Below are 12,911 nucleotides of genomic sequence, written 5' to 3' on the forward strand. Positions count from 1 at the left end.
TATTAAGGAGTTGAACATGTATCACCCAACGAGCTCAAAAATTAAAAAAGTAAAAGCGCTTGTCGAACAAAGAGGCGGCTGGAGATGTGTCTTTGAACGGTTTAGTGGTTTGAAGGCTGCAGTCGACAGATTTCCTGGCCAAACCCCTTGTCCTAAAACGGGTAAGGGCAATACAGTCTTTAGACTGGTAACCGGCTGGGAAACGACAGGACAAGCTTTTCACAATCAACAGGGGCGATTAACCGATGGCTTGAATGTGGTCGCATTTTACAACAACTGCTCAATCAGTGAGGCGGCAGATGAAGTTATGCAGATCATAGGTGGAGATTATCACCAGGTAAGCCGGCGGGAAGTTGCTGCTCAGTTACGTCGAGAGCACGTGCAAAAAAGTCAATATTGCAGTGAACAAGAAAAAAGCAAGCGATTACTGAAGTTGCAGCAGGTATATCATGATGCGATACCTGCCTATAAGTCGGAAATTGCTATGAACTATCTCAGGAGTCGAGGATTGTCCTTAACACCTCAAGAAGTTCAGCGTTTTTCTAAAACACTCGGGTTTCATCCCGGATTGAAATACTACTGCACGGAGCAAAATGGCTCTGCACCTAAGTTACTAGGAACGTTCCCATGTTTGTTGGGGATCTTCTCAAGTGCTAAAGGGGCGAACTTAACGATCCATCGTATTTTTCTTAGACCTGATGGCCATGGCAAGGCAGACGTACCCAAAGCGAAAAAATTGATGAGTCCACCTGACTTTATGACAGGGGGCGCATTTCGCTTAGGTGAGCCGATATCACTTGATGGAGGAGGAAAGTACATTGGGGTGACGGAAGGCATTGAAACCGCATTAGCGCTATACAATGCAAATAAGTTGCCTTGTTGGTCGTTATACAGTGACACCGTACTAGCTCAGTTTGAGCCCGAACCTGACATCACGCATGTCGCTATCTGGGCTGATAAGGAGCCAAGTGGTGCGGGGTTGAGTTCCGCTCAAAAGCTCGAAGCTAAGCTAAAGGAAAGAGGGATTAAGTGTCAGATTTATTATCCTGACTTCCTAAACACAGAAAAAGAGGATTGGCTCGATGTATTTAATGCATCTCCAGAGCTGATCAAAGGTTATATCGCCTAGTGCTCTCTCTGCTGTCTACACCCTTGTGGTGTAGACAGCGGGTTATCCACTTCAAAGCGCATTTTTGAGTGTGTTTTGAGGTGGATAACCTTACTTAACTAGTGGAGAGAGTATTATGGGCAAGCCAAGTGTTGTTGAAGGAATTTTTGATACCGCAAGCAGTATTTTGACAATTGGGTCAACCAAGACGTGTGCTTTTAAAGTTGCAGATACGGTTGCAAATCTCAGCTGTGATGAGAGATTACACCGATTGACATCCTGGGCGCGAAACAAAAACCTCATTAAACCGAACGCAGTTATAGCCGAAATTTGACTGTGGAGAGGCGGCAGAACAGGCCGCCTCGCAAATCTAAGCCGATTTAAGAGTCGATTTAGATTTGCGAGTATTCCTCAATCGTTTATCACTGACCCTATTGTGTTCAAGCCCTAGCAGGCTTGACTCATTAGTTTCATATAAGCGCATGTAAGCTCAGCATGGGAAACCAGAGCGGCTTTCTATCCTAAGGGGTAGTCAGTGACCGATGTCGACGAAAGAGTTGATATGAGAGCCTTACGGCTAAAAACACCCATAGGGGATAACCCCTATCGGGGACATCCTCTTAAATCCTATTTAGGAGGACAAAATGATAAACATCAAAGCTAACTTACAGTTAAAAGATCATGACAATCTCACATTTGGTTGTCGGGATGGGTATTGCGGGCAATGCATAGCTAAGTTGCATAGTGGTCAAGTCAAATGGATTAAAGAACCAGTAGCCATGCTGGGGAACGATGAAATTTTGCCTTGTTGTTGTGAAACTGTCACCGCGATAATCCTAGAGCAGTAGGGGGGGAGAATAATGCAAATCGTATTTGACAACCTCTTACTTGCCACGATTATCAAGGCGATAAGCAGCATTTTTGCCGCGTTTGTACCAAGTTTCACAGCCTTCTATTTAGGTAATCAGTTGATTAAGAGACAAAAAATTCAGAAAGATCTGAAGGTTGCTCTAAATGATATACGATACCTATTGGCTGTTGAGCAATACCACTGTAATGAACATAAACTGCTCTGTGATCAAAGTAAGAAACAAATGATAAGGGATAGCGTGTCGGCTGAAACTTCATTGAGTTGGAGTGGCAAATTTACACCGTCTCGGATCGCTAGGTATCATGCGGACGAGAGTCTCTTTGAAACAATGGCCAAGATAACCGGCAGAAAACCACCGAGCTAATACGGCTCTACTTCACCCCAATGGGACACCTTTCCCATTGGGGGATGTGTCCCTAAATTTAGGAGAGACACATCATGTTAGATCATTCTTCAATCAAAATTAAAATGCAGGAAGCTTCTAAGGCCCTGGCCTTGCCAGTAACAAATCGAGGCCTCCTGGCTTTTGTCGAAGAAGAAATTCGATTGGCATCTATCTCTGAGCCCACAAGTGAGTTTGTGTGGGTTCTGCGAGATTATGGTACCGGCTTAATCCCACTTTATAGTGGAATTAACCCGTTGTTTTTGGGCGACAAAGAGCAAGAAACAAAGTATTGCCATATTCATGGCGAAGAGGTGGAGGAGATCGAGTATGCCAAAGCCAAATTGCTGATCAGCAAGCCACCATTCAGTTTAAAGCATATGTCAATGGGTCAAATAACAGACTCTATGCATAAGCTTCTTAGCAATACGTGGATGCAAACAGAAAGCTTTCATACCAATTTATGTTCAACGGATATTTCCAGTTGGGCGAGTTGGCGCGAAATCTTTAATGATAATGGTAACGAGATGATGGTTAATTTCATGACCAAGGTCATCGATGCTGCTAATTCTCGTGTGCTTACTCGACGAGCAGCTTAATTTTTAAGGTGATTGGGATGAACGATAGAGTGCAGTTGGCTAACCATTATTCGCTTAAAGATGTTCTGGACAACATGCGTCAGGTGTTGATGGCGACTCAACGAGATGATGCTTTGGTGTTGCTAGATAAAGCTACTGCTAAGGCGAGTAACGATGAGTCATATGAAAAGGAAATGGAAGCAGCGCTGCTCTATGGGTCTACTATTGAGCTACGAGAACTGCTTTCCGTGTTTGGAGACTACTTTGGTCCACCGAAAACGGAGTTCCCATTTTATCCCCACACTGATGCCGTTAATGGTATCGATTCGGTTATGGGCGCCATCAAGTTCGACACGATTAAGCCTGGACATCTGAAAGACCATATCGAGTTCGTCAATTTGATGCGTTCGTAAATTAAACCCCAAGGGTACACAAATGCCCTTTGGGCTGCGTGTACCTTAAATCTAAAGAGAGGTCACGCTATGCGTAAAGAGTCGAAAGGTGAATGCAATATAAGCGCGATTAAAGAGCGTCGAGAGCAGCAATACAATGGTGTTATCGATGCTATTTGTACAATTGCTTTGTTATTTGGATACGTACATTACTTTGACGCGACTAAGGAAGATTTAATCATCTTTATTGGTATCCTTGGCGGGAATATACTGTTAGGTCAGCTTGTAGAGAACTCGAGCTTTAGCTTAAGTTACATCCTCAAAGTGGCTCTAATGGCTATCGCCTCAGGGTCGATATTCCGTTATTTAGCTTCACTCGCAATCTAACCAATTTAAACAACAACCCTAACGGGACACACCCCGTTAGGGATAGGTGTCCCTGAATTTTGAGGACACATTATGTTTGAAATACGAGAAAGTAACATCGCTGATGGGGAGGGCTATAAATGTTGACCCATTCAGTAGTGTCTTACCCGAACCGGGGAAATTTTGGCGATAGTCGATATCGTGGGAATTGTACCGGCCATATCATTGTCGATCTGATCGAAACCTATTTGCCGGCTGGTGGACTTTTTGTTGATCCTGCTATTGGGGGAGGGACGTCTATTGATGTGGCAAATACAATGGGCATCCGATCGTATTGCACTGACCTTCATCAAGGCTTCAATTTGCTAAATGATGATCTTGCAAGCACGGTGGGAGAGCTCGCTGATTTAGTGTTCTTTCACGCCCCATATGGATCGATGATCAATTACTCGGGAAATATGTGGGGATCTCCTCATGAGCATGACTTGAGTCGAATGAGTGATGAGCAATTTACAGCTGCTTTGCAGGTGTGTTTGTTTAACATTTCTGACTCAGTTAAACCTGGCGGGCATTACGCAGTTTTGATGGGGAATCAGCGAAAAAATGGCCAGTACATCAATTGGTCTAGCTTGGTTGAAAAACTGGCACCCGATCCGTTAGTTGATGAAGTAATTAAGATTCAACACAACTGTGTCTCTGATTCGACTCAATATCAAGGGAGGCTTGTTCGAATTGCCCATGAGAAGCTGCTTGTTTTTAAGAAGCAGTCTGAATCAGATGTCCTAAGCTGGTTGCACAATGACCATGAAGAAAAGGCAAAATCTGTCTCAGAGGCCCTCTCGCGAGCGATACGCCGGATACTGCAGTGTGCTGGTTTTACTGCGGAACAGCTGACAGGTCTGATCCTGGCTAAAGCACCCCACTACTCGGAGGCTTTTGTAAGAAAGGTCTTAAAGGAATGTCCATACATCATCAATGATAACGGTATTTATCGTTTAAAGTAGATGTCAACGTAAACCACCCCATAGGGAACCTTAATCCCTATGGGATCTGTGTTCCCTTAAATTCAATTAGGAGAACACACATGATAATCGAAACAATGAGTGAGCGACCAAGAATGGCCCTGGCGCAAATAGCAGGGAGCAGCAGAGTTAGCCGCATTCACACTCAATATAAACCGGGTAACTCGACGACAAACATTGTCAGTTACGGTATACCGGCCAAAGACATAGTGTTTCATCTCATTCGAAACGGCAGAGAATGCGTCGGTTTCGAGGTTAAACACTTGGATAAGTATTCTATGAAAGAAGCTATCCAGCAAGCTCGCGCAATTTTGAACGAGCTTTGCCCCCAAAAAGCCACCCTAACGGTGGCTTTTTTTTTACATTAAACTGACGGCACTTATAGTTACTTTAGATTATCTTGCAGAAGTCCATTATAGATATTGGCTATGAAAATTTGGCTTCCAACTTTATTACCCCTCCACAAAACGATATACCAATAACAAAGCAGGTAGTTAACATTGATGTTAACTGTGCAATTCAGTCTCGTTCAGCCTTACTCCACACCAACCCCTGGGGGATGAATGGGTCAACAACCGGCTGCTCCATTCCAGCATGGATCCCCAAGTTTGTCAGCGCCACTGCAAACTCGGCATAATGGCCGCGAGTTGTGCCGCTTTCTTCACCGTAACGGGCGCCATGGTGCCAAATAGCCAAGTTGCGTTTAATACCATCTTCAAAGCTCAACGCATCTTTGTGAATGATCCCCCACAGTGCCAAGTGCAAGGTAAAGTAATTACTGCGGAAGGTAATTTTTTTGCTGGGTTTGGCGGTGTATTCGTCCAGACGCTTTTGGCAATGAGCACTGGCTATATCATGGTCGCCGTTAAACCAGGCTTTCAGCGCATGCACAAAATCATCTGCAGTATCCGGTTTGGGGTTGCCGGGAAAATGTCCTTCCGGGTACAGCAAGCAGGCTTCTTTGGCGATAGCCAACTCACCGGCAGCCATGGCGCAGTTGAAACAACTGACGACATTGATAGCTTGATTTCCTCGAGATACCCTTTCACCAATAAACTCCGAGTCAGTGGGGTCAAAAGCCATTTTTAGTGGTCGTAACTGATACTCGGCGGCTTTTTTGAAAGCGGCCTTGGCCTCATCAAATTTTTGGTTCAGTGCATAGGACATGGCCACAGAGGCATGATCAAACCCACGGCCACTGTAATAACTTTCTTTTTCATAATCCTTGTAAAACCCGGCTTCATCCAAGGCTTTTTTTCGGGCGATATCGTCCAGATCGATTTGAAGTTCAGTGGCCAGCTGCTCAGCCGAGAGTTGGGGGATTTTTTTGGTCATGGTTATTTGTTTCCTTTCAATGCATTTAATCCATCAGCAAAGGTGTTCTTGACTGTCTCAAACTCAGGGATGGTGAACTCTTGCTTCGCCCCGTCTTTAGGCGGCAGCAGGTTGCCTTTGTTATCCTGCCAAAAGTAACGTACCTGGCCAGTCTTGGTGTTGGTAAATATCGCCAGGTGGTTTTTCTTACCCTCTTTGTCAAAGATACTTTGCCACAGCGCCTGCTCTTTCTGCTGATAGGGACCGCCCTTACGGTTGGAGGCCTGGCCGACTTTGGGGGCTTTTTTCTTCATCCTTTTCGACCAGCGGAGATTTTTTTCATCAGAGCCTTGTCGTTCTCCAAATTGATTGCGACTGATGTTGGTACTATCTGTGTTGTAACCTTTGTGCTCAATCTCAACCAGGCCGCGCTTTTGACAATCCATCATATTGTCGCAGCCGTGATACCGGTGGATAAAGCTCTCGTTTTGCTTGAGCCCCAAGTCCTTGTATACCTGCTCGGCGCCATATTGTCCTAGGGCTTCACTCAGGGCATTGGGGGATTTGGTGTTGATTTGGGATAGGATTTTACCAGCTTCTTCTTTTAACTCGGCCAAATCAGTGACAAGCTTCTTGCGGTTGGTGACAGCCTCAAGCACCAGAAGCGCGGCTTCATAACCGACCAGCGATTGTACCGCTTCCGCGCCGGCCAACTCATTATCTGCAAGTGGCAGAGTTGGATTACCCCGATAGCGTTCTCCCAACTCATCCGGGGTCAGGATTTGGCCGGTCGCTTCATCTTTGGCTTGAATGATCCCTTTATCAGCCAGCCATTCTGCTTGTGATGCTCGTTGCTCATCAATGTAATCATTGATGACCTGTTTTGCCCCGCCCATCATGGCGTTAATGGCTTGGGTTATCCCGGTTTCTTTCAACTCAGCCGGGGTTTCTGGTGCCGGGGTTATGTCCGGCTCAATAATTGGATCTGGTGCTTTGGAATAGTTGCCATAGCCGTGCTGCGGCCGGGGAGGTAAACGTTTGACGCGCTCACGGAAAGTGCTTGATACAAAGGGGCTTATGTCACCGAAAAACTGGATAGTATCAAAGCCGTCTTCCCTGTCTCCCAGTAGTAGAAAATCGCCAGACTCCAGCCGCCATGAGATCCGTTCCATGATGGATGGGATTTGATGTGGCCCCTGGAAATAAGTGATACCTGAATCTCGCAGAAACGTGTCGATACCAAAGATGGTTTCATAAAATCCTGGCCGACGGCTCAGGTATTCACGGATATAACCAGCCGCCTTATCCGGGTTGACGATTATGGGAATATCTTCCTGATAAGCGTCCCGGAAATGCACTATTCGCATACTTCGACTCCTTGAATTCTTTATCTTTCATCCCTGCCCCCGTTTGGCATGCCAAATCGGGAGAACCATTCCGCATATTAAAGCGTGAAAGCTCATTTGGCGATGGTTTTAGCGGCGAATATGAAAAGTCTCACATCATTTAGAGAATGGCAATCTAGACGACGATAATCTGGATTTAGTGTGTCAGAACATGTGAGCCTTACTGGAGTAATTAAGCCCAGTTAAAGGCTATCCAATGGATGGTAACTATCACTAGCTAACTTCTCTACAACCGGCTTTGGGAGTGGAGTCTAAACTTCAGAACAGCCAATCCATTCATCCGTAGATCCCAAGTATGCCTGCCATCCAAATGGTGCGAAATAGTATAAATCAAACTGCGCTAAGGATGCATGAGTCCATCCATTCACAGGCGGTGGTTGGCGGTGAATAAATTGTTCGTCCAAGTCATAAATCAAAAGGTCTTTGTTTTCGTTTCCAACGAGTAGATCTGGTTCGTTGGCATTTAAGGGTTCTGTGATAATCATAATAGTGGTTCTATTGCTGGCCATAGCTTTCGGCCCTGAGAGTCAGACTTTGCAGATGATGAATAAGCCATAAACACGCAGCATGAACCGAGTGAAATTGCTCTTACGCATCGGTGCATACCATTATTGCGCTTTGACATTTAACTAGCCCCTATCCACGTTAAGGTATGCCCTGATTTCCTTAGGGGTGCCTACTCTTGTTTGCAGCATTTCCTTAGCTCTCCTCGATATGACTTCATCTTCACTCTCGAGGAGTTGTAGCCAGGTCTCTATGAGTATCCGCGGTGGATACATTTTTACAGGTTTATTGGAATTCATGATCTCTATCCTTTGAGCAGTGGGAAGCCCCTATCTAGCTGTGAGGCAAGGGCCTATTCATCCCCTATAGAGTGGCATAGTTGTCGTGATCGGCAACTGTGCTAGAGATTCCCAGATTTTGTTAACGTTCCTATTAAGAACTCATTTTGAGAGCGCCCACATTTAACAAGGCCTGAGTCTGTCATTTCGTAGAAGTCTCCAAGATGGTAAAGAAATGCTTTACGTGAAGTTATTGGGATTGTGTTTTGAATCGGGTTACCGCAAGAAAGAAAGAGAGAGAAAAAATCATTACCATAGAGAAATCTATATTTGGAAAAGTCAAGTCGAGAATTCATGAGTTACTTCCTAGTGGATACACTTGAATCTTACCGATTGTTTAAATGAGACAATCGCATTTCAAAGATCAAAATGAGCATTTAAATTTTCCGAATAAAAAGTCATTGATAGTTATGAGGAAAAAGACATTGCCTACCGCAAACGTTACCGCATACTGACAACTATCAAGATCACCTGGTAGAAACTAAAAAAGGACATTTACAAATTCAAATAACACCTATATTATGGAAGTTCACACTATGTTAATCATGGTGTGTCCTCTTACTCGGTCAGGGGTGACCGAGGGAAAGAAACCGGCTTCTGCCGGTTTTTTTTCGCGTCCATTATTTCTTTCTAAACGTAACCTGGACATGGGCATGATCTTTATGTTGCTCAACAATTACTGCAGAGAACGCAGGGGTATTTGCCGCGGCAAGCAGCTTGTCTATAGAGCAGCTGGTGGAGCAGTAAACATAAAGGTCTATAGAGCCTGATAGCTCTTGACCAAACATACTGCCAACTAAATCTTCTCCCAAAACATAAATGTTACCAGGTGCGGCAACTGTGTCCTTCTGGGGTCGTCTCAGAAAACGGAAAATAAAGCACGCTAAGCCGGTGGCAGCGGTCGCAATGGCCTAAACTTCCCCGCACCGACCTTGGCGCTGCTGCGCCATAGGTAATCGCCGGTCAGGTTGATGTGCTCCCACCCCAGCGGCGACAGATATTGCAACAATGTGTCGTCCAGCGCCGTGCCGTTGCCACGCAAAGCACTGGTGGCACGCTCCAGATATACCGTGTTCCACAACACGATGGCCGCCGTCACCAGATTGAGGCCGCTGGCCCGGTAGCGCTGCTGCTCAAAACTGCGGTCGCGGATTTCACCCAATCGGTAGAAGAAGACCGCCCTGGCCAGCGCGTTGCGCGCCTCGCCCTTATTCAGCCCCGCATGGACGCGGCGGCGCAGCTCCACGCTTTGCAGCCAATCCAAAATGAACAGCGTGCGCTCGATGCGCCCCAGCTCGCGCAACGCCACGGCCAAGCCGTTCTGGCGCGGGTAGCTGCCGAGTTTGCGCAGCATCAGCGAAGCCGTTACCGTGCCTTGCTTGATGGAGGTGGCCAGCCGCAGAATTTCATCCCAATGGGCGCGTATTTGCTTGATGTTCAGCCTGTCGCAGCTAATCATCGGCTTGAGCGCGTCATAGGCGGCATCGCCCTTGGGGATGAATAGCTTGGTTTCGCCCAAGTCACGGATACGCGGCGCGAAGCGAAATCCCAGCAAATGCATCAAGCCAAACACGTGATCGGTGAAGCCTGCCGTGTCGGTGTAGTGTTCCTCGATGCGCAAGTCCGACTCGTGGTACAGCAGGCCATCAAGCACGTAAGTTGAATCACGAATGCCCACGTTGACCACCTTGGCACTGAAGGGCGCGTACTGGTCGGAGATATGGGTGTAGAAAGTCCGTCCTGGACTGCTTCCATACTTCGGGTTGATATGACCAGTGCTTTCTGCTTTGCTGCCGGTTCTGAAGTTCTGGCCGTCCGACGATGACGTGGTGCCGTCACCCCAGTTGCCGGCGAAGGGTTGCCGAAACTGCGCATTCACCAGCTCGGCCAGCGCCGTCGAATAGGTTTCATCGCGGATGTGCCAGGCTTGCAGCCAAGACAGCTTGGCGTAGGTGGTGCCAGGGCAGGACTCGGCCATTTTGGTCAGACCCAGGTTGATCGCGTCGGCCAGGATCGTCGTCAACAGCAAGGTTTTGTCCTTGGCCGTGTCGCTGGTCTTCAGGTGTGTGAAGTGGCGGGTGAAGCCCGTCCATTCATCGACCTCCATCAGCAACTCGGTGATTTTGAGGTGCGGCAGCAGCATAGCTGTCTGGTCGATCATGGCTTGCGCGGCGTCTGGTACTGCCGCGTCCAGCGGCGTGATCTTCAGGCCTGACGCGGTGGTGATGATGGCATCCGGTAAGTCGTTGGCCGCAGCCATGCGGTTGACTGTGGCGAGTTGCGCCTCCAACAATTCCAACCGGTCATGCAGGTATTGGTCGCAGTCGGTGGCCACTGCCAGCGGCAATTCGCTGGCCAGCTTCAAAGTGGCGAACTTCTCGACCGGCACCAGGTATTCGTCGAAGTCCTTGAACTGGCGAGAACCCTGCACCCAGACATCACCGGAGCGCAGCGCGTTCTTCAGCTCCGACAGGGCGCATAACTCGTAGTAACGCCGGTCGATGCCGTCGTCGGTCAGAACCAGCTTTGCCCAGCGCGGCTTGATGAATGCGGTTGGCGCATCGGCGGGCACCTTGCGCGCGCTGTCGCTGTTCATGCCGCGCAGCATGTCGATGGCATCGAGCACACCCTTGGCGGCGGGCGCAGCCCGCAATTTGAGCACGCCCAGGAACTGCGGCGCGTAGCGGCGTAGCGTGGCATAGCTTTCACCGATGTGGTGCAGGAAATCAAAGTCGGCAGGCCGCGCCAATGTTTGCGCTTCGGTGACGCTGGCGGCGAAGGTGTCCCAGGGCATAACGGCCTCGATGGCGGCGAACGGATCGCTGCCGCTTTGCTTGGCCTCAATCAACGCTTGACCGATGCGCCCATACATCCGCACCTTGTCGTTGATCGCCTTGCCGGAAGCCTGGAACTGCTGCTGATGCTTGTTCTTGGCCGCGTTGAACAGCTTGCCGATGATGCGATCGTGAAGGTCGATGATTTCATCGGTGACGGTGGCCATGCCTTCGATGGCCAGCGCTACCAGCGTGGCATAGCGTCGTTGCACCTCGAACTTTGCCAGATCAGCAGGCGTCATCTGGCCACCTTCACGAGCGATTTTGAGCAGGCGGTTCTGGTGAACCTGCCGCTCGATGCCTGCGGGCAGATCAAGTGCTTGCCAGGATTTCAGGCGCTCAATATGTTCGAGCATGTGGCGAGAGTTCGGTTTGGCAGGCGACTGGCGCAGCCATGCCAGCCACGTCACTTTACTGCCGTCCTTGCGCTTGAGAAGTTCGTCCAGGCGCTGACGGTGGGGTGATAACAAAGAATCGGTCAGCGCCGCGTAAATGCGTCGGTTGGCACGGGTGATGGCCTCGGCGCTTGCGCGCTCGATGGCATTCATGGCGGGCAGGATAATGCTCTGCCGCCGCAGATTCTCGACAAGTGCGCTCGCCAGCACGATGCCTTTGTCGGTCTGCAAGGCCAGCTCGGTCAATGTATGCACGGCTTGCCGATAGTGGCTCATGGTGAAGGGCTTGAACCCAAAAACCGTTTGCAGCTCGACCAAGTGCTCCCGCCGTGTCTGTTCGCGCTGGCCGTACTCGCTCCAACTTTCCACTGGCATCTTGAGTTGCGCGGCCACCATGCGCAACAGGGGCGGAAACGGAGGCTCATCGACGCCCAAAAAGGTGCCAGGGAATCGCAAGTAGCAAAGCTGCACAGCGAAGCCCAATCGATTCGCGGCGCCGCGACGCTGACGGATCACCGACAGGTCGGTTTCGTTGAACGTGTAGTGCCGTATCAGTTCGTCTTTGGCATCTGGCAGTGCCAGCAGGCTTTCGCGCTCGGTGGCGGACAGGATTGAGCGGCGTGGCATGGTCAGTCTTCCCGCAGGTACTGGTACAAGGTTTCGCGGCTGATGCCGAAGTCACGGGCCACCAAGGTTTTTTGGTCGCCTGCCGCAACTCGCCGTTTCAACTCGGCAATTTGTTCGCTGTTCAGCGATTTCTTTCGTCCCCGGTAGGCACCGCGCTGCTTGGCCAGCACGATTCCCTCGCGCTGACGTTCGCGGATCAGGGCGCGCTCGAACTCAGCGAAGGCTCCCATGACCGACAGCATCAGATTGGCCATCGGTGAGTCCTCGCCGGTGAACTTCAGCCCTTCTTTGACGAACTCCATGCGCACGCCCCGTTGTGTCAGCCCTTGGACGATGCGGCGCAGGTCATCAAGGTTGCGTGCCAGCCTGTCCATGCTATGCACCACCACGGTGTCGCCCTCGCGGACGAAGGCCAGCAGCCTTTCCAGCTCGGGACGCTGGGTGTCCTTGCCAGAAGCCTTGTCGGTGAACACCCGCGCCACCTGAACACCCTCCAATTGCCGTTCCGGGTTCTGGTCGAAGCTGCTGACGCGGACATAGCCGATGCGTTGACCTTGCAAGATGCCTCCAAAGGCAAAAGTGTCAGGATGAAATCTATTACCTTTGACGGAATATGTCAATCAATAGGAAATTTAACTCTATTCTGACATCGTTTGCACATGGTGTCGTTTTCAGAAGACGGCTGCACTGAACGTCAGAAGCCGACTGCACTATAGCAGCGGAGGGGTTGGATCCATCAGGCAACGACGGGCTGCTGCCGGCCATCAGCGGACG

At 49.2% G+C, this 12,911-nt stretch carries 13 protein-coding genes; 8 read left to right on the forward strand and 5 right to left on the reverse strand.

Going from position 1 to position 12,911, the window contains the following annotated elements:
- Positions 1 to 16: 16 nt before the first annotated feature.
- From M0415_RS20615 to M0415_RS20650, 8 genes are all read left to right on the forward strand, one after another.
- Positions 17 to 1,129: a DUF7146 domain-containing protein gene (locus tag M0415_RS20615; RefSeq protein ID WP_123115304.1), complete on the forward strand. Its 1,113-nt coding sequence runs from the start codon at positions 17 to 19 to the stop codon at positions 1,127 to 1,129.
- A 623-nt stretch (positions 1,130 to 1,752) separates the two neighbouring features.
- Positions 1,753 to 1,956: a 2Fe-2S iron-sulfur cluster-binding protein gene (locus M0415_RS20620; RefSeq protein ID WP_123115303.1), complete on the forward strand. Its 204-nt coding sequence runs from the start codon at positions 1,753 to 1,755 to the stop codon at positions 1,954 to 1,956.
- 12 nt (positions 1,957 to 1,968) lie between these two features.
- Positions 1,969 to 2,343 (forward strand): hypothetical protein, encoded by a 375-nt coding sequence (locus M0415_RS20625; protein WP_123115302.1) that lies wholly within the window; start codon positions 1,969 to 1,971, stop codon positions 2,341 to 2,343.
- Between the two features lie 74 nt (positions 2,344 to 2,417).
- Positions 2,418 to 2,960: a hypothetical protein gene (locus tag M0415_RS20630; RefSeq protein ID WP_123115301.1), complete on the forward strand. Its 543-nt coding sequence runs from the start codon at positions 2,418 to 2,420 to the stop codon at positions 2,958 to 2,960.
- A gap of 17 nt (positions 2,961 to 2,977) precedes the next feature.
- Complete coding sequence (locus M0415_RS20635; protein WP_208162830.1) at positions 2,978 to 3,352, forward strand: hypothetical protein; 375 nt, start codon at positions 2,978 to 2,980, stop codon at positions 3,350 to 3,352.
- Positions 3,353 to 3,421: 69 nt separating this feature from the next.
- Positions 3,422 to 3,718: a hypothetical protein gene (locus M0415_RS20640; RefSeq protein WP_123115300.1), complete on the forward strand. Its 297-nt coding sequence runs from the start codon at positions 3,422 to 3,424 to the stop codon at positions 3,716 to 3,718.
- Between the two features lie 119 nt (positions 3,719 to 3,837).
- Positions 3,838 to 4,701 (forward strand): DNA adenine modification methylase, encoded by an 864-nt coding sequence (locus M0415_RS20645; protein ID WP_123115299.1) that lies wholly within the window; start codon positions 3,838 to 3,840, stop codon positions 4,699 to 4,701.
- A gap of 80 nt (positions 4,702 to 4,781) precedes the next feature.
- Positions 4,782 to 5,087, forward strand: a complete 306-nt coding sequence (locus tag M0415_RS20650; RefSeq protein ID WP_249556659.1) for a hypothetical protein — start codon at positions 4,782 to 4,784, stop codon at positions 5,085 to 5,087.
- Positions 5,088 to 5,238: 151 nt separating this feature from the next.
- Here the strand turns inward: M0415_RS20650 and M0415_RS20655 are convergent, their stop codons facing one another.
- The 5 genes from M0415_RS20655 to M0415_RS20675 form a co-directional block, all read right to left on the reverse strand.
- Positions 5,239 to 6,054: a hypothetical protein gene (locus M0415_RS20655; protein ID WP_123115297.1), complete on the reverse strand. Its 816-nt coding sequence runs from the start codon at positions 6,052 to 6,054 to the stop codon at positions 5,239 to 5,241.
- 2 nt (positions 6,055 to 6,056) lie between these two features.
- Positions 6,057 to 7,400 (reverse strand): hypothetical protein, encoded by a 1,344-nt coding sequence (locus M0415_RS20660; protein WP_123115296.1) that lies wholly within the window; start codon positions 7,398 to 7,400, stop codon positions 6,057 to 6,059.
- 290 nt (positions 7,401 to 7,690) lie between these two features.
- Complete coding sequence (locus tag M0415_RS20665; RefSeq protein WP_123115295.1) at positions 7,691 to 7,924, reverse strand: hypothetical protein; 234 nt, start codon at positions 7,922 to 7,924, stop codon at positions 7,691 to 7,693.
- Between the two features lie 1,240 nt (positions 7,925 to 9,164).
- Positions 9,165 to 12,137 carry a Tn3 family transposase gene (locus M0415_RS20670; protein ID WP_249556657.1) on the reverse strand — a complete coding sequence of 991 codons (2,973 nt, stop codon included), beginning with the start codon at positions 12,135 to 12,137 and terminating at the stop codon, positions 9,165 to 9,167.
- A 2-nt stretch (positions 12,138 to 12,139) separates the two neighbouring features.
- Positions 12,140 to 12,697, reverse strand: coding sequence for a recombinase family protein (locus M0415_RS20675; protein WP_001162012.1), 558 nt, complete (start codon positions 12,695 to 12,697; stop codon positions 12,140 to 12,142).
- Positions 12,698 to 12,911 lie beyond the last annotated feature (214 nt).

The sequence above is a fragment of the Shewanella sp. 10B genome, assembly GCF_023475885.1.
GTDB classification, from domain to species: domain Bacteria; phylum Pseudomonadota; class Gammaproteobacteria; order Enterobacterales; family Shewanellaceae; genus Shewanella; species Shewanella mangrovisoli.